Annotated in this window: 12 protein-coding genes and 2 pseudogenes; 7 read left to right on the top strand and 7 right to left on the bottom strand. The window is 62.4% G+C overall.

Annotated features, from left to right (window positions below; genetic code table 11):
* Positions 1 to 154: 154 nt before the first annotated feature.
* A complete protein-coding gene (locus tag AC0IYH_RS16450; protein ID WP_116627702.1) occupies positions 155 to 685 on the top strand; it encodes a GNAT family N-acetyltransferase in 531 nt (176 codons plus the stop codon).
* A gap of 143 nt (positions 686 to 828) precedes the next feature.
* Positions 829 to 2,232: an MFS transporter gene (locus AC0IYH_RS16445; protein WP_116627703.1), complete on the top strand. Its 1,404-nt coding sequence runs from the start codon at positions 829 to 831 to the stop codon at positions 2,230 to 2,232.
* 34 nt (positions 2,233 to 2,266) lie between these two features.
* Here AC0IYH_RS16445 and AC0IYH_RS16440 read toward each other — a convergent pair whose 3' ends face one another.
* Both AC0IYH_RS16440 and AC0IYH_RS16435 read right to left on the bottom strand, forming a co-directional pair.
* Complete coding sequence (locus AC0IYH_RS16440; protein ID WP_471835159.1) at positions 2,267 to 3,187, bottom strand: bifunctional helix-turn-helix transcriptional regulator/GNAT family N-acetyltransferase; 921 nt, start codon at positions 3,185 to 3,187, stop codon at positions 2,267 to 2,269.
* A 56-nt stretch (positions 3,188 to 3,243) separates the two neighbouring features.
* Positions 3,244 to 4,224: a DMT family transporter gene (locus tag AC0IYH_RS16435; protein WP_471835157.1), complete on the bottom strand. Its 981-nt coding sequence runs from the start codon at positions 4,222 to 4,224 to the stop codon at positions 3,244 to 3,246.
* 92 nt (positions 4,225 to 4,316) lie between these two features.
* Here AC0IYH_RS16435 and AC0IYH_RS16430 point away from each other — a divergent pair, with 92 nt between their 5' ends.
* Complete coding sequence (locus tag AC0IYH_RS16430) at positions 4,317 to 5,225, top strand: LysR substrate-binding domain-containing protein (protein ID WP_116627706.1); 909 nt, start codon at positions 4,317 to 4,319, stop codon at positions 5,223 to 5,225.
* A gap of 30 nt (positions 5,226 to 5,255) precedes the next feature.
* Here AC0IYH_RS16430 and AC0IYH_RS16425 read toward each other — a convergent pair whose 3' ends face one another.
* Positions 5,256 to 6,551 carry a PQQ-dependent sugar dehydrogenase gene (locus AC0IYH_RS16425; RefSeq protein WP_471835155.1) on the bottom strand — a complete coding sequence of 432 codons (1,296 nt, stop codon included), beginning with the start codon at positions 6,549 to 6,551 and terminating at the stop codon, positions 5,256 to 5,258.
* Complete coding sequence (locus AC0IYH_RS16420; protein WP_116627708.1) at positions 6,548 to 6,961, bottom strand: DUF2231 domain-containing protein; 414 nt, start codon at positions 6,959 to 6,961, stop codon at positions 6,548 to 6,550. The genes AC0IYH_RS16425 and AC0IYH_RS16420 overlap by 4 nt, the downstream gene beginning before the upstream one ends.
* Positions 6,962 to 7,135: 174 nt before the next feature.
* Between AC0IYH_RS16420 and AC0IYH_RS16415 the strand changes: the two genes are divergently transcribed.
* The 4 genes and pseudogenes from AC0IYH_RS16415 to AC0IYH_RS16400 all read left to right on the top strand — a co-directional run.
* Entirely contained in the window at positions 7,136 to 8,164 is a 1,029-nt protein-coding gene (locus AC0IYH_RS16415) for a UV damage endonuclease UvsE (RefSeq protein ID WP_471835154.1), read from the top strand.
* Between the two features lie 18 nt (positions 8,165 to 8,182).
* On the top strand, positions 8,183 to 8,662 hold the full coding sequence (locus AC0IYH_RS16410; RefSeq protein ID WP_471835153.1) for a P-loop nucleotide/nucleoside kinase family protein: 480 nt from the start codon (positions 8,183 to 8,185) through the stop codon (positions 8,660 to 8,662).
* Positions 8,659 to 9,432: a nucleotidyltransferase domain-containing protein gene (locus AC0IYH_RS16405; RefSeq protein ID WP_471835151.1), complete on the top strand. Its 774-nt coding sequence runs from the start codon at positions 8,659 to 8,661 to the stop codon at positions 9,430 to 9,432. Before AC0IYH_RS16410 ends, AC0IYH_RS16405 begins: the two co-directional genes overlap by 4 nt.
* A 149-nt stretch (positions 9,433 to 9,581) precedes the next feature.
* Positions 9,582 to 9,686, top strand: a pseudogene (locus AC0IYH_RS16400) (alpha/beta fold hydrolase); the annotation flags it as partial.
* Here the strand turns inward: AC0IYH_RS16400 and AC0IYH_RS16395 are convergent.
* From AC0IYH_RS16395 to AC0IYH_RS16385, 3 genes and pseudogenes are all read right to left on the bottom strand, one after another.
* Positions 9,676 to 10,443 carry a methyl-accepting chemotaxis protein gene (locus tag AC0IYH_RS16395; protein ID WP_471835349.1) on the bottom strand — a complete coding sequence of 256 codons (768 nt, stop codon included), beginning with the start codon at positions 10,441 to 10,443 and terminating at the stop codon, positions 9,676 to 9,678. The pseudogene AC0IYH_RS16400 and the gene AC0IYH_RS16395 sit on opposite strands and share 11 nt — an antisense overlap.
* Before the next feature lie 87 nt (positions 10,444 to 10,530).
* Positions 10,531 to 11,535 (bottom strand): annotated as a pseudogene (locus AC0IYH_RS16390) (cache domain-containing protein); the annotation flags it as partial.
* Positions 11,536 to 11,765: 230 nt separating this feature from the next.
* Complete coding sequence (locus tag AC0IYH_RS16385) at positions 11,766 to 15,746, bottom strand: molybdopterin-dependent oxidoreductase (RefSeq protein ID WP_471835150.1); 3,981 nt, start codon at positions 15,744 to 15,746, stop codon at positions 11,766 to 11,768.
* Positions 15,747 to 16,110: the final 364 nt, after the last annotated feature.

The following is a 16,110-nucleotide window of genomic DNA, read 5'->3' as shown; positions in this document are numbered from 1 at the left end:
CGGGCCACTCTAAAACTGAACACAGGGGAGGTGCCATCGTTGCGATGGCACCGCTCTGTCAGTTCAGATACAACTGCATACGAAATAATTCACCACTATTTTGGTTTTTTTGCGCATGGATTGAACTTAGTTGATTTGGTCGGGAGATCTCCGCATGCGTGTCATCGCCTCACGTCTGATTTACCGCCAGCCGAAACCCACAGATGTGCAGCGATTGTTCGCGATCTTCGGTGACCCTCAGACTAACCTCTTCAACCCCGCCGGGCCGATGCCCAGCCTGTCTGCCGCCCAGCGCCTGCTCGACCATTGGCTCGAACAGTGGGCCACCCTCGGTTATGGCTGGTGGGCCATCGCCCGCGTTGAGGCGCCGGAGCACATCATCGGGTTTGGCGGCATTGCGCCGCTTAACTACCTCACACAACCGCGCGTCAACCTGGGCTATCGCTTTGCCGTGGAAGCCTGGGGGCAGGGTTACGCCACCGAACTGGCGCGCGATGCGCTGGTGCTCGCGTTTGAAACCCTGGGCTTGCCCGCAGTGTATGGCCTGGTGCGGCCGGACCACGCCGCGTCGATCCGCGTGCTGGAAAAGGTCGGCCTGCAGCCGTTCGGCGAGCTGGACGATGTGCCGGGCAAAGCGCCCAGCCGGGTGATGCGCATTTGTCATCCTACAACTGCGACAATCTGACACTTTTCGTAACCACGTAAGCACTGGACATACGCCAATCTTTGCGATTGACACCGGGCAGGCGTCCCGATATAAAAGTCGCAGTTGTACGACGACATATGACGTTACATATGTCCTATCTAACAAAAATAAAAAGTGATGCCATGAACTTGAACGAGCCCATCAACGCCCACCGCGTTGGCCAAGCTGTAGGCAACTATCGCTGGACCATCTGCGCGATGCTGTTTTTCGCCACCACCGTCAACTACCTCGACCGCCAGGTGCTCAGCCTGTTGGCCCCGCAGTTGTCGACGCAATTTGGCTGGAGCAACACCGACTACGCCAACATTGCCGCTGTGTTCCAGTTTGTCTATGCGATTTCGATGCTGTTCGCCGGGCGCTTTGTCGACAAGATCGGCACCAAGGCGGCCTACGTGGTAGCGATTGGCATCTGGTCCACCGGCGCGATCATGCATGCGTTTTCGGTACCGATGGGCGAGGGCATCGCCGCCGTCAGCGGGGCGATTGGGCTGGCGGTGATTCCGGTGTCGATTGCCGGCTTCATGTTGTCCCGCGCCGTGCTGGCGATTGGCGAGGCGGGTAACTTCCCGATCGCGATCAAAGCCACTGCGGAATATTTCCCCAAGAAAGAACGCTCGCTGGCCACCGGTATTTTCAACTCCGGCGCCAACGTCGGTGCGATCCTGGCGCCGATCTGCGTGCCGTTGATTGCCGGCATGTGGGGCTGGGAAGCGGCCTTTATGGTGATCGGCATGCTCGGCTTTGTGTGGGTCGCGGTGTGGGCGGCGGTGTATGAAAAGCCCGAGCAGCAAAAACGTTTGTCGGCCGACGAGCTGGCCTATATCCGCAGCGACCAGCCTGTGCAGGCATTTACCCAGGCGCCGGCCGGCGGCGTCGAGAAGAAAGTTTCGTGGTTCAAACTGCTGACCTACCGCCAGACCTGGGCGTTTGCCTTCGGCAAGTTCATGACCGACGGCGTGTGGTGGTTCTTCCTGTTCTGGCTGCCCACCTACCTGTCGGCGCAATACGGCATGAAAGGCGCCGATATCGTCATGCCGCTGGCTGTGCTCTACAGCATGACCATGGTCGGCAGCATCGGCGGCGGCTGGTTCCCCAGCTACTTTATGGCGCGCGGCGATGCACCCTATGACGGCCGCATGAAAGCCATGTTGGTGATCGCGCTGTTCCCATTGGTGGTGTTGCTGGCGCAGCCCTTTGGCTACATCAGCTTCTGGGTGCCGGTGCTGTTGATTGGTGTGGGCGCCTCGGCGCACCAGGCGTGGTCGTGCAATATCTTCACCACCGTGTCCGACATGTTCCCGCAGAAAACCGTGGCCTCGGTGGTCGGCATCGGCGGCATGGCCGGCGGCATCGGCGGTGTGGTCATGACCAAGATCGGCGGCTGGGTGTTCGACTACTACAAGTCGATCAACGATATCCACACCGGCTACATGATCATGTTCGCGATCTGTGCCCTGGCGTACCTGGTGGCCTGGAGCGTGATGAAGACGCTGGTGCCACGCCATAAGGAAATCACTGACCTGTAATCGGTCCGGGGCTTGAGTTTCTCAGGCCCCTTTTTTACAGCGCGCGGGCCCAGGTCTGGCTGACCAGTTGCTTGCCGAAACTGAGCATTTGTTCTTCCTCCACCAACTCGAAACCGGCTTTCTGATAAAGCTTGCGCGCGTCGGTGAGGATGTCCACGGTCCACAGCAGCATGCTTTTATAGCCGGCATGGCGCGCAAAGCGCAGGCATTCGTCCACCAGGCGCTGGCCGATGCCCAGGCCTCGGGCGCTGGCGTCCACATAGAGCATGCGCAGCTTGGCGGTGTCGTCGTCATGGCGCACCACGAATACCGAGCCGACCACTTCGCCATCCTTCTCTGCAATCCAGCAACGCTCCCGCGCCGGGTCGAACTCGCGCAGGTACTTGGCGACAATCTCCGCCACCAGCGCTTCGAACTCCCAATTCCACTGGTACTCGCGGGCATACAGCGCCGCTTGCGCCTGCACCACGCGGCCCATGTCCCCCGGTTGCGGGTCGCGCAGCAAGTAGCTGGGCGCAGTGCCTTGCAGCAGGGCCTGGATACGGCGCATGGCGTCGGTGAGCTGCTGTTGCTGGGCTTCAGGCAGGCCGTCGAGCAGGGCGATCACTTCGTTCTGGGTTTGTTGCTCCAGTGGCGCCAGCACGGCGCGGCCGTGATCGCTGAGGTGCAACAGCACCGCGCGCGCATCGGTGACGGAGCGGACTTTCTGGATCAGGCCTTTTTTCTCCAGGCCACCGGTCAGCCGGCTCAGGTAGCCGGCATCAAGGCTGAGCATTTGGCACAAGTCGGCGCTGGTGAGGTCGCCACGCGACGACAACTCATACATCACGCGGATTTCAGTCAGGGAAAACTCGCTTTGCAGCAGGTGTTCCTGCAACACGCCGATCTGATGGGTATAGAAGCGATTGAAACCGCGCACGATGCCGGCGCGTTCGACAAGCAGGGGTGTAGACATGACGAATGCTCGAATGGTTGCCTGAGGCAATTATATTGTTGCCTTAGGCAACCATGTCAAAGGTTTTCCTCGTAGGCGCGGGCGTGCAAGGAGCGCCGTGCACCACTGAGGATAATTCGCACCGCCATCACCACACCGATCAGCACCGCGGCCAGGCCCGCCGTCTCCATTGGCGTGGGCCAGCGCCCATGGAATCCCAGGCCGAGCAGGCTGGCGAAAAGTGACTCAAGGGCGATCAATTGGCCGCTCAGCACCATCGGCAGACGACGGGTGGCAGCGTTCCAGGCCCAGGCGCCGATTACCGTCGACATCACAGCGATGGTCAGGCTCCAGGCATACAGCGGCCCGGCCTGGGCCAGGCCAAAACCAAGGGTCGGCAATTTGAACAAGCCGAGGGCGTAGACCAACGGGATCAAGCACAGCACGGCGACGCCGGTGCCAAGCAACATCAGCGCGGTCCACAGGCCGGTCGCTTGCGCCGCCAGGCTTCCCAAGTGCTTTTGGTTGATCACGCTGAACCACAGCCAAACGCCAAGCGCACTCAGCGAAAACAACAGCCCTGCCAGCCAGTTACCGGCCGCCAACGAAGGCTGCTCGAGGCTGCCGAGGTTCGACAGTAAAAGCCCCAGCGTCAGGCACGCCAGCGGCGCTGCGAGCCGGCGCCACGGGACGCTCCTGTGCCTGGCATTGCCGAGCAGGGCCAGCAGCACCGGCACCATCCCGACAAACGCCGGCGTCAATACCGGGCCGCCAAACATCACGCCTGCCGCGATGCACAGGCCGTAGACCAGGCAACCCAATGCCCCGAGCGCTGCGGCGAGGCACCGTTGGCCTGGCCCCAGCAGGTGCAGCTGGGCACGACACAGGATGGTGCCGATCACGCCGAGTGCGCCGGCGATCAGAAAGCGCACGGCCATCAGGTCGTAAAGGCTGTAGTCACCCGTCACGTAGGGCGCAATGAAGTTCAGCGCCCAGCCGAGCGTCGCGACGACCGCAAGGGCCACGCCAACGAGGATTGAGGTATGCGCAGAGGTCATCAGGGTTATCCATCAAGTAATGGATTCATGGTGCCCACCCGCAGGGCTGTGCTACAAACAAGTTCTCGGCCCCGAATGCATAACCTCAGATTATGAATACACTCGGCAAAACCCTACCGCCCCTGGCCAGCTTGTTGCCCTTCGAAGCCGCCGCGCGTCTGGCCAGTTTCTCCAAGGCTGCTGACGAGTTGCACATCACCCAGGCCGCCATCAGCCGGCAGATTCGCGGGCTGGAAGACGACCTGGGCGTAAAGCTGTTCAGCCGGCGCAATCGTGGCGTGTTTCTTACGCAGGAAGGGCGTGAGTTGGCGCGGGTAGTCGGCGATTCGCTGCGAAGTATCAGCGACGCTGCCACGCGCCTGCGGGGCTCACTTCACAGCCATCGCGTGGTGTTGCTGTGCCAGTTGTGCGAAGCGTTTTATTGGCTGATGCCGCGGCTGTCGACCTTCCATCAGCAATACCCGCATATCGAAATTCAGGTGGTGACCTCCACTCGCCCACTGACCGAATTCAACGATCACTTTGACGTCGCGCTGCAAAGCACGCAGCGCGCCAGTGGCTTGCACCCTTTGATGTTCACCGCCTCCGATGAGGTGTTTCCAGTGTGCAGTCCGGCTTACCTCAGTGCAGCGCAGCCGCTGTCGCTGGATGCGTTAAAGCCTTGCACGTTCCTGCACCACAGCGCCCATCCCCCGCACTTGATGGAATGGGACAGTTGGTTGCAGGTGTTTGGCCAGTCACTGGCCGCTGATGGGCACGGGGTCACCTTCGATAGCTACCCGCTGATGTTGCAGGCGGCGGTGGAGGGGCATGGCGTCGCCATGGGCTGGCGACGTACTGCGAGCCGCCTGATTGAGAGTGGTGCGCTGGTCAGGCCCTGCGCGGAGAGTGTGCATTTGCCGCAAGCCATTTCGGTCTACAGGCACCAGGAAGGCAAGAGCCGCGCCGAAGTTTCGGCACTGCTGAACTGGCTGCAAACGCAATTGCTGAGTGAAAGCTGACAGGGGCGAAGCCGCCCCTGTCATACGCCGCTACTTATTACGCGTCACCCGCCAAACGGTGTTGGCCAGGTCATCGGCAATGATCAGCGCGCCTTTCGGGTCGACCGTCACGCCTACCGGGCGGCCACGGGTCTTGCCGTCGTCACCGCGAAAGCCGGTGGCGAAGTCAATCGGCTCGCCGGAGGGCTTGCCATTGCTGAACGGCACGAAGATCACCTTGTAGCCCACCGGGTTGTCGCGGTTCCAGCTGCCGTGTTCGCCAACGAACACGCCGTCGGCAAATTTTTCGCCCATGGCCGGGATCGAGAAGTCCACGCCCAGCGCCGCCACGTGGGAGCCGAGGCTGTAATCCGGCTTGATTGCGGCGGCGACTTTGGCCGGGTTCTGCGGCTGCGCGCGCGGGTCGACGTTCTGGCCCCAATAGCTGTAGGGCCAGCCATAGAAGGCGCCTTCCTGTACCGAGGTCAGGTAGTCCGGCACCAGGTCGGGGCCGAGTTCGTCGCGTTCGTTCACCACCGTCCACAGCTTCCCGGAGTCCGGCTGGATAGTCAGCGCCGTGGGGTTGCGCAGGCCTGTCGCGTAAGGCTTGTGCGCGCCGGTGGCGGCGTCGATCTGCCAGACCATGGCGCGGTCGATTTCCACTTCCATGCCGCGCTCGGTGACGTTGCTATTGGAGCCGATCCCCACGTAGAGCTGGCTGCCGTCGTCGCTTACGGCCAGTGATTTGGTCCAGTGGTGGTTGATCTGCGCCGGCAGGTCGGTGACTTTGCTGGGTGGGCCGCTGGCTTTGGTCTGGCCGTCGGCGTAGTCGAAGCTCACCAGTGCGTCCTGGTTGGCCACGTAGAGTTTGCCGTTGGCAAATGCCAGGCCGTAGGGCGCATTGAGGTTGTCGGCAAAGACGGTTTTCAGCTCGTAGGTGCCGTCACCATCGGCGTCGCGCAGCAGGGTCAGGCGGTTGCCACTTTTGACCTTGGTATTGCCTTCGGCCTTGATCAGGCTGGCGATCACGTCCTTGGGCTTGAGTTTGGCCGCGCTGCCGCCACGGCCTTCAGCGACAATGATGTCGCCGTTGGGCAGCACCAGGGTCTGGCGCGGGATGGCGAGGTCGGTGGCGATGGCGGTCACGCTATAGCCTTCGGGCACCTTGGGTTTCTGCTCGCCCCAAGGGGTTGGCTCGGCGATCTTCATGCTCGGCAACAGGCTGCTTTGCTGCTCCGGCAGTTTCGGGTCGGGGCCACGGGCCTGGGTTTTGTCACCTTCAGCACCGCCGCAGGCGCTCAGCAACAGCGCGGCACTTAACAGGCTCAGTGTGTGGAATGTTTTCATTGGGCACCTCCCGAACGCAGGCCGGTCCAGGTCGAAGCCAGCGCGAGCACCAGCACGATGGCCGACAGCACCAGGCCGGCGGGCATCATGGCGTAGGCGTCCTTGGCATGTTGGAAGGCGTTGACCAACCCCAATACCCAAGTGGCCAACAGCAACAGCACATAAAGAGTCGGTTGCCCGGCCTTGCGCTCGGCGCGCAGCAGGTTGACCAGCGCGAACAGAAACGCGAAGCCCGCGAACACCAACCCGCCGGCGATCAGCCAGGAGGCGAAGTTTGCCCATTGAATCTGGTAGGTCTGGCCGTAGGCAATGTCACTGAGCAAGGCTCCGAGAAACAGCGGCACGGTGCCGGCCAGCAGGGTCGCGTGCAGCGGCCCGGGTGTGTAGCGGTAGGCGGGGAGGGTAGTCATAGGCGTGGCGGCTCCTTGTTGTACAACGCCCCTGGGGCGGGGCAGCGCATAGGAAATGAACGCACCACGTATCAGAAAGTTCAGCGTGATTGGTTTCCAAATATTATGAACCCGCTGACTAAGCCCACACCTAACGCCGTATCATTCCGACCTTTCCTTTCGCCGGGCGCCTACATGACTCACCCTCGCATTGGCTTTGTTTGCCAGTACAAACATCCCGAACGGCTGCTGTCGGCCAGCGCCCTCAAGTTGATCGAAGGCCCGTTCAACCCGCGCACCACTACCTTGCGCTGGATGGACAGCGTGGCGCCGCAGGTGGCCCGTGACAAACTGGTCGAAGTGGTCACCCATAACCTGGCGGCACAATTGCGTCTGCTGGCCTACGTTGCTGAATTGCCGCCGACCTTGCGCATGCTGCGCCTGAGCAGTGATCTGCTGCCGTTCTACAGCCACCCGAAAGTTGCTGACGCGTATAAAGACCCCGCCATCGAACGCCAATTGATCGACGGCTTTGCCGCCATCGGCGAGCTGGCACGTGCGTCGGATATCCGCCTGTCCTTCCACCCGGGTCAGTATTGCGTGCTCGGCTCGGAAAACCCTGGCGTGGTGGAAAACAGCCTGGCCGAGTTCGAATACCACGCCGACATGATCCGCATGATGGGCTACGGCCGGCAGTTCCAGGACCTCAAGTGCAACGTGCACATCGCCGGGCGCCTGGGAGTGGAGGGCACGCGCGCGGTGTGGTCGCGCTTGTCGCAAGTGGCGCGCAACTGCATCACTTTTGAAAACGATGAAAAGACCTACGGCCTGGACCACTGCCTGCAAGTCGCCGACCTGGCGCCGGTGGTGCTGGACATCCACCATTGCTGGATCAACGAAAACGACTACATCGACCCCCATGCCGAGCGGGTCAGCCGCGTGATTGACAGCTGGCGCGGAATTCGCCCGACCATGCATTACTCCCAACCCCAGGAGATCTTGCAGGAAATGGGCTTCGACGCCGAGCACAAGCTGGAAATGGACGCGCTGTTACAGGTGGTCGCCAAGCGCGACCTCTACGCCCACAGCGCGCAGATGTGGAACCGCTGGACCAACGACTACGCGCTGGAGTTTTTTGATCGGTTCGACATCATGCTCGAAGCCAAGGACAAGAATGTGGCGGCGTTGGCGTTCTACGAGCATTTCAAGCGTCGTTCAAAGTAGAAGAGGAGATTTTGCCCCATGCCCACCCTACATCTGCTGTGCGGCAAAATCGCCGCTGGCAAGTCAACGCTGGCGAAGGCACTTGTGGCCGAGCACGCGGCCATCCTGCTAAGTGAAGACGCTTGGCTCGCTCAGCTGTACCCCGGTGAAATTTTGTCGATAACCGACTACCTGCGCTTCGCCCAACGCATTCGTGGGGTGTTGGAGCCGTTGGTGGTGGACCTGCTCAAGTCCGGCATCAATGTGGTGCTGGATTTCCCGGCCAACACCCTGGCCAATCGCGAATGGCTGCTGTGCTTGGCGCAGGGTGCGGGTGGGCCCCACCGTCTGCACTATCTTGAGTTGGACGACGCAACCTGCCGCGCCCGCTTGCATGCGCGCAATGCCCGGGGGGCGCATGATTTTGCCGCCACCGATGCCGAGTTCGAGCTGATCACACGTCACTTTTGTGTGCCGAGTGTGGACGAGGGGCTGGTGATTGAGGTGCATCGTTCGTGAACTCGCCACATTCAAACGGCGTCGACGCAGAGGGCTTTGTCCTCACCCTCCCCGAGGCGGCTGTGCAGCCGCAGTTTCAGCCATTGCTTGAGGATGTGTGTACGTTGCTTTCGGCAAACCCCCTGGGGCTGAGCGGCATTTATCTGTATGGCAGCGTCGCACGTGGCGAGGCTACGCCGGGTGTTTCGGACCTTGATCTCACACTGGTGTTGCACGAGTCGCCGACGCCACCGGTATTGGCGCAGTTGGAAGCGATCCGCTGCGACCTGGAGCGGCGTCATCCGCTGGTCAGCAAGGTGGATTTCGATATCGGCTACCGGGCTCAAGTCCTGGCGGATGAAAACCACAACCGCTGGGGCTTCTGGCTCAAGCACCAGTGCCGCTGCCTGTGGGGTGAGGACCTGTCGCTTCACTTCGAACGCTTTCGGCCTTCGCGCGAAGTCGCCATGGCCGTCAATGGTGACTTTGAACCGGTGTTAGCCGGTTACCTCAGTCGAATTGCGCAGGCTGATACCGAGCCGCAACGTCTGCGTCTGCAGCGCGAGGCCTCGCGCAAGTTGGTGCGTGCCACGCAAACAGTGTGTCGTGAAGCCGCAGGCTGGCCACAGACACTCGAAGAGCATGTGGCATTGTTCGTCCAGCACCACCCAGCGAGGGTCACGCAGGTTGCGTTCTTTCTCTTTGAGGCGAGAAACCCGAGCGCCGAGGGTGATCAATTCTGCATCCGACTCCAGGCCTTTGTGGACTGGATGGTTTCAGTGCAAGGATAGATCGGTGTAGGGGCGTTGCACCTGCACTTACATACGCCGTGCCTATGCAACGCCCATGATCAACGTTCGCCTCATTCGCCATCTCTGGCTGTTCCTCGCCAGCGCAGACCAGGCGCTCAAGGTGATCTTGTCTCACCTCGCTGATGCTGGCCCACGGCGTGAGCCTGGCGCCGATTGCCGATTGCGGGCACTTCCCGATGTACTCCTACCCGCAGGCGATGTGGCAGCAGATTTCGCACTTCATCAAGACTTGAAGCGGCCCACCAACCCATTCAACTCATCCGACAGCTGCGACAAGCGCCCGGAGTCGTCCTGCGCCGAGTTGGCCAGGCTTTCCACCAGGCGTGCCTCGTCGTAGATCTGCTGGATATGCCGGTTGATCTCTTCGGCCACGCTGTGTTGTTCCTCGGCGGCGGCGGAGATTTGCAGGTTCTGGTCGCGAATCTCGTTGACCGACAACTGGATGCCTTCAAAGCTGTCCCGCGCGCTTTCGATGGACGACACACTGGCCCGTGACAGGTCCAGGCAACTGCCCATTTTCTGGGTGACTTCCTGGGTCTTGTTTTCCAGGGTGCCGAGCAGGTTCTCGATCTCGCCGGTGGAGTCGGAGGTGCGCTTGGCCAGCGCGCGCACCTCGTCGGCGACCACCGCAAAACCACGGCCCTGGTCGCCGGCACGGGCGGCCTCAATGGCCGCATTGAGTGCCAGCAGGTTGGTCTGCTCGGCAATCGCGCGGATGGTCCCGAGGATCTGGTTGATGCTGCGGCTGCCGGCTTCCAGCTCGACCATGGCCTGGGACGACTCGGTGAGGCGGCGGCCCAGGCGATTGACGTTATCGGTGGTCACTTCGATTTGCTGCTTGCCTTCCGCCACGCGGCGATGGCCGTTCTCGGCAGATTCGGCCGCACCGCTGCAAGAGCGCGCGACCTCGTTGGCGGTAGCGACCATTTCGTTGAACGCGGTGGACACCAATTCCACCGCCTCACGCTGGCGCCCGGCGGCTTCGTTCATGTTGTGCGCCACTTCGCTGTTGACCTTGGAGGCGTTCTGCAAGTTGGCCGAGGCCGCGCCGATATGCTGGATCAACTGGCGGATGGCGGCGAGGAACTTGTTGAACCATCCGGCCAGTTCGGCGGTTTCATCCTTGCCCTGCACCTGCAGTTCGTGGCGCAAGTCGCCTTCGCCCTGGGCGATGGACTGCAAACCGGTGCTGACCTGGCCGATCGGCTTGACGATGACCTTGGAGAACGCTGCCGCGAGCAATCCGAAGATCAACACCAGCACGCCGACGATGACGGCGGTGAGGTAGGTCATGCGCGTGGCCTCGGCCATCACTTCGCGGTGTTCGATCAGCCCGACATAACGCCAGCCCAGGCCGGGGGACGTCCACACGTTGGCCATGTAGCGCACGCCATTGATCTGCACTTCGGTGGAGCCCTGGGTTGTTTCGGCCAAGTGCGCGTAGGGCGCGCCGAGGTCCTTGAGCGGCTTGAAGCTGTGGGCGGCGTCACGCGGGTCGACCAGCACCACGCCGTCTTCGATCAGCATCACGTAGCCGCTTTCGCCCAGCTTGATGCTCTTGACCAGCTCGGTGAGGTTTTTGAGCGACACGCTGACCACAAACACGCCCTTGGCCTTGCCGCTGTTATCCAGCAGGGCGCGCGCGGTGCCCACCAGCGCCACGTCGTCTTTGTCGTAGTAATACGCCGGGGTGCGTACGGTTTTGCCGGGGCTGGCCATCGCCGCCTTGTACCACGGGCGCGGGCGCGGGTCGTACTTGGCCAGTTGTGGGTCATCGGGCCACTTGGCGTAGGTACCGTCTTCAAGGCCGATGGACAGGATGGCCGCCGCCGGGTGCGTGGCGCCATACCTTGCGAAGCGCTCGATCACGCTTTGCGCCTCAGCCGGCAGCGGCTGGCTGGCGGCGTCGGCGGGCTGGTAGTTCTTCAGGGTGTTCACGGAGGTGTATACAGGATCGGTGGCCATCTGATCGACGTTCTGCAGCGTGCCGTCGAAGAACTGGCGAATGTTGCCGTCGATCTGGCGGATTTCCCGCGTGCTGCCGTCGATGAACTGGTCGACCGCCTGGGTCCGTGTGTTCATCACAGAGATAACGGCCACCAGGCTTACCGGGATAAACGCGACCGAGACAAATGCCAGTACCAGCTTATTTTTTATTTTCATCGAGACGACCATCAGCGTGGAGGGCGGCCAAATCGTCGCGCTTCGAAAAAAACGCGAGGCGATTTGCTATCACTGCTGTGTCGGCCCGTCGCCGGCAAATCTTTAGGGTTTTTTGTACACAATACAATTGTCGATTGTTCTGTATCCAATCAGTACACATCACGCAGATAACGCTTCTGTTCGCTCAACTCGCGCCAGTACTCCCCGGCACGCTCAGCGCTCAGCCCACCGTGGGTTTGCGCGATGTGGCGCAAGGTCTGGTCGACATCCTTGGCCATCTGGCTGGCATCCCCGCAGATGTACAGCTTGGCGCCGTCCTGCAGCCAGCGCCACAGCTCGGCGCCTTGTTCGCGGATGCGATCCTGCACGTAGATTTTTTGCGCCTGGTCGCGGGAAAACGCCAGGCTCAGGTGCGTGAGCAAGCCGTCGTGCTGCAGGCCTTGCAGCTCATCCTGATAGTAGAAGTCGCTGGCGGCGTGCTGCTCGCCAAAGAACAGCCAGTTACGGCCCTGATGCCCCTGGGCCCGGCGTTCCTGCAAAAACGCGCGGAACGGCGCTATACCCGTGCCGGGGCCGATCATGATCATTGGGATGTCGCCGTCGGCGGGCGTGCGAAAGTGCTTGTTCGGCTGCACGAACACCGGCACTTCGCAGTCGCCGGCACGGTCGGCCAGGAAGGTCGAGGACACACCCTTGCGCTTGCCATAGCGCACGGCGGCCACGGTGAGGTGCGCTTGCTGCGGGTGGGCCTTGGCGCTGGACGCGATCGAGTACAGGCGCGGTTGCAGGCGTTTGAGGGTGCCGAGCAGTTCGTCGGCCGAGCACTCAATCGGGTATTCCTGCAGCACGTCCACCAGTTGCCGGCCCCAGAGCCAGTCTTTGAGTTCGGCCTTGTGCTCGGGCCGCAACAAGTGCTCAAGGCCAGGGTTGGCGCTGCGCTCGGCGATAAACGCCAGGGTTTCGGTGCCGGGGCGGGCAATCTCGAAGTGTTGGGTGAGGGCCTGTTGCAGGGGCACGTCACCGAAGGTGTCGATGTTCACTGAGGTGTTGGCACCCAGGCGGGTCAGGTCGAGCAGTTCGCTCACCAGTTCAGGGCAGTTGCGCGGCCGTACGCCCAAGGCATCACCGGCCTCGTAGGTCAGCCCGGAGTCGGCCAGGTCGAGGGCGAACTGGCGGGTTTCCTTGTGGCGGCTGTGGGGGTTCAGGTGCCGGTTGAGCAGCAGGCGTGCCCCATGCAGTTTGGTTTTGCCGGCGGGTGTGGGCAGGCTTACGGGCTTGGCCGGGTTGAGGCTGTGCTGGAACTGCAGCAGCCAGGCGTCGGCGCGTTCTTCAAATTCGGTGTCGCAGTCCACGCGGTCGAGCAGGCGGGTGGCGCCCAATTCCAGCAGGCGTTGGTCGAGTTGTTTGCCGTGGTTACAGAACTGGTCGTAGTTCGGATCGCCCAGGGCCAGCACCGCAAAGCGCAGGGACTCCAGGCGCGTGTCGACGGTGCTCAGGCCATGCCAGAAGCTTTCGCCGTTGTCCGGTGGGTCGCCGTCGCCAAAGGTGCTGCTGATCACGGCCAGGTTCTGGGTGCTGGCCAGTTTGCTCGGCGGGAAGTCCGCCATGGCGCTCAGCTCCACACTGATACCGGCGTCGTGCAGGCGCTTGGCAAAGCGCTCGGCCAGGGCTTCGGCGTTGCCGGTTTGCGAGGCCCACAGCAGGGTGACGGCCGGGGAGGGCGCTGTGGTAACGCTGTCTGCACGGCTGAACAAGCCGCCGAGCAAGCCGTCCAGCCATAACCGCGCGTCCTTTGCCAACGGCGCGCTGGCCGGCATCACCGGGACGCCAACGGCGCCGGCCTGCAGGCCGCTGAGGAAACCGGCGAGGTAGGTGCGTTCACTGTCGCTCAGGTGCGGTTTGGCTAGGTTGCGGATGCCGGTGATGTCGGCGAAGGCGTCGAGGCGCGACATGGTGGAGTCCTCTGTTAAAGGGGAAGCGGCAGCCGCTGCCGGTGTGTCGAGAAACTGGTGATCGATCAGCGCGACGCGGGTGAGGGCGACCGCGCAGCACTTGAACTCGGGCTGCAACGAAATCGGGTCGACCGCGTCGTTGGTCACGGCGTTGATCGCCAGGTTGTCGCCAAACACGTCGTTCCAGTGGAAGGGCGCAAAGCAGTTGCCCGGGCGTACGCGGTCGGTGACCACCGCAGGCAGCACGGCGCGGCCGCGCTGGGAGCGGATCTCCACTGAGTCCTTGGCCTTGACGCCCAGGCGCGCGGCGTCGTCGGGGTGGATTTCCACAAATGGGCCGGGGTTGAGTTTGTTCAGTGTGGCGACCTTGCCGGTCTTGGTCAGCGTGTGCCACTGGTGCTGCACGCGGCCGGTGTTGAGCACGAAGGGGAAGGCGTCATCGGGCATCTCCGCAGGCGGCATATGCGGGCGTGGGAAAAACTGGCCCTTGCCGTTTTCGGTAGCGAACTTGAGGGTGCCGGTGTTGAGGTAGCGAATGGGGTTGCGGTCGGCGGCTTCATGCGAGGCGCACGGCCATTGCAGCGGTGTGTCACGCAGCCGCGCATAGCTGGCGCCACGAATGTCATAGCCGGTCTTGGGGTTCCAGGCGTGTTTGATTTCTTCAAAGACTTCACTGGCGTCGGCATACGTGAAGGCGTCGGCAAAGCCCATCTCGCAGGCGACCCGGGCGATGATCTGCCAGTCGGGCAGGGTTTCGCCCGGTGCGTTGACGGCCTTTTGCATCAGGGTCAGGTTGCGTTCGGAGTTGATCATCACGCCTTCGGCCTCGGCCCACAGCGCGCCGGGCAAGAGGATGTCGGCGTAGCGGTTGGTTTCGGTGTCGAGGAACGCGTCCTGGGTGATTACCAGCTCGGCGGCTTGCAGGCCGGCGATCACGGTTTGGCGGTTGGGCGCGCTGGCCACCGGGTTGGTGCAGATGATCCAGCAGGCCTTGATCTGCCCGGCGGCCATCTGCTCGAACATCGCCACGGTGCCGCCGCCGGCCTGGCGCGGCAGGTTGCCGGCGGGGATCTGCCAGAGCTTGGCGATAAATTCGCGGTCGGCCTCCACCAGCACCGAGCGCTGCCCCGGCAGGCCTGGGCCCATGTAGCCCATCTCGCGACCGCCCATGGCGTTGGGTTGGCCGGTGAGGGAAAACGGCCCGCTGCCAGGGCGGCAAATGGCGCCGGTGGCCAGGTGCAGGTTGCACAGGGCGTTAGTGTTCCAGGTGCCGTGGGTGCTCTGGTTGAGGCCCATGGTCCAGCAGCTCATCCACTCGGCGGCCTGGCCGATCCAGTCAGCGGCTTGGCGGATGTCCGCTTCGGCGAGGCCGGTGATCTCGGCGACGGTTTGCGGCGGGTAGTCCGCGAGGAGCCCGGGCATGGCGTCCCAGCCCTCGGTGAACGCGGCGATGAAGGCCGGGTCGGTGTGGCCGTTTTTTACCAGCAGGTGCAGTAGGCCATTAAGTAACGCGAGGTCGGTGCCCGGCTTGATCGGCAAGTGCAGGCCGGCCTTGTCCGCGGTGGCGCTGCGCCGTGGGTCGACCACGATCAGCTTCGCCCCGGCCTTGACCCGGTCCATCATGCGCAGGAACAGAATCGGGTGACAGTCAGCCATATTGGCGCCGATCACGAAGAACAGGTCAGCGCGGTCGAAATCTTCATAGGAACCGGGCGGGCCGTCGGAGCCCAACGAGAGTTTGTAGCCACTGCCGGCGCTGGCCATGCACAGGCGTGAGTTGGATTCGATGTGCTGCGTGCGCACAAAACCCTTGGCCAATTTGTTGGCCAGGTATTGGGCTTCCAGCGACATCTGCCCGGACACATAGAACGCCAGCGCGTCGGGGCCATCGCGGTCGAGGATATGGCGCAGGCGCGCGGCGGTTTCGCTGATGGCGGTGTCCATGGCGATGCGCACCGGGTCGTGGTCGCGCTGTTCGCGCAGGTAGGCGTTTTCCATGCGGCCGGACTCGGCGATGGCCTGGCCGCAGGTGGTGCCCTTGGTGCACAGGCGGCCGAAATTGGTGGGGTGGGCCTTGTCGCCGATCACCTTGAGCACCTTATTGTCCTCGACCTGCATGACGATGCCGCAGCCCACGCCACAATAGGGGCACACACTGCGTACGCTTTGATTTGCCATCGGTAACCCTCGAAACTTTTTTCTCGCCAACAAAAAAAGCGCCCTGCAACCCTCCGTTGGAAACGGGGGCTGCACGGCGCCTTTGTCGTGAATGGGCAATCTGCGTTGACTGCTTGTTAGTGGTGTCTCTAGCAAGTCACGCGCCAGGTTTGGCATGGCCCTTGTGGTCAGTGGCTTTTTGTGGACAGGTGCTTATTGTGGCGAGGGAGTTATGTGCACGGTTATGAAGCGTGGCGCACCAGTTGGAGGCGGATTTGCGTCGGTTGAATTCGGCTTGAGCGCGCATTCACGGGCGATCTACGGATTGGCACGCCGCCTGCAAGTCCACCCTCAACCCACCTCGGTCAACGACGATCGACTACAA

It is taken from the genome of Pseudomonas sp. AC463, from assembly GCF_979253585.1.
The sequence above is the reverse complement of the archived record's forward strand: the minus strand, read 5'-3'. Positions and strand labels throughout refer to the sequence as shown.

What these genes read in the sequence shown, in the direction of transcription:
- AC0IYH_RS16385 (WP_471835150.1), bottom strand. Translation starts at nt 15,746, where the DNA reads ATGGCAAATCAAAGCGTACGCAGTGTGTGCCCCTATTGTGGCGTGGGC.
- AC0IYH_RS16410 (WP_471835153.1), top strand. Translation starts at nt 8,183, where the DNA reads ATGCCCACCCTACATCTGCTGTGCGGCAAAATCGCCGCTGGCAAGTCA.
- AC0IYH_RS16445 (WP_116627703.1), top strand. Translation starts at nt 829, where the DNA reads ATGAACTTGAACGAGCCCATCAACGCCCACCGCGTTGGCCAAGCTGTA.
- AC0IYH_RS16395 (WP_471835349.1), bottom strand. Translation starts at nt 10,443, where the DNA reads ATGAACGAAGCCGCCGGGCGCCAGCGTGAGGCGGTGGAATTGGTGTCC.
- AC0IYH_RS16450 (WP_116627702.1), top strand. Translation starts at nt 155, where the DNA reads ATGCGTGTCATCGCCTCACGTCTGATTTACCGCCAGCCGAAACCCACA.
- AC0IYH_RS16415 (WP_471835154.1), top strand. Translation starts at nt 7,136, where the DNA reads ATGACTCACCCTCGCATTGGCTTTGTTTGCCAGTACAAACATCCCGAA.
- AC0IYH_RS16430 (WP_116627706.1), top strand. Translation starts at nt 4,317, where the DNA reads ATGAATACACTCGGCAAAACCCTACCGCCCCTGGCCAGCTTGTTGCCC.
- AC0IYH_RS16440 (WP_471835159.1), bottom strand. Translation starts at nt 3,187, where the DNA reads ATGTCTACACCCCTGCTTGTCGAACGCGCCGGCATCGTGCGCGGTTTC.
- AC0IYH_RS16420 (WP_116627708.1), bottom strand. Translation starts at nt 6,961, where the DNA reads ATGACTACCCTCCCCGCCTACCGCTACACACCCGGGCCGCTGCACGCG.
- AC0IYH_RS16425 (WP_471835155.1), bottom strand. Translation starts at nt 6,551, where the DNA reads ATGAAAACATTCCACACACTGAGCCTGTTAAGTGCCGCGCTGTTGCTG.
- AC0IYH_RS16435 (WP_471835157.1), bottom strand. Translation starts at nt 4,224, where the DNA reads ATGACCTCTGCGCATACCTCAATCCTCGTTGGCGTGGCCCTTGCGGTC.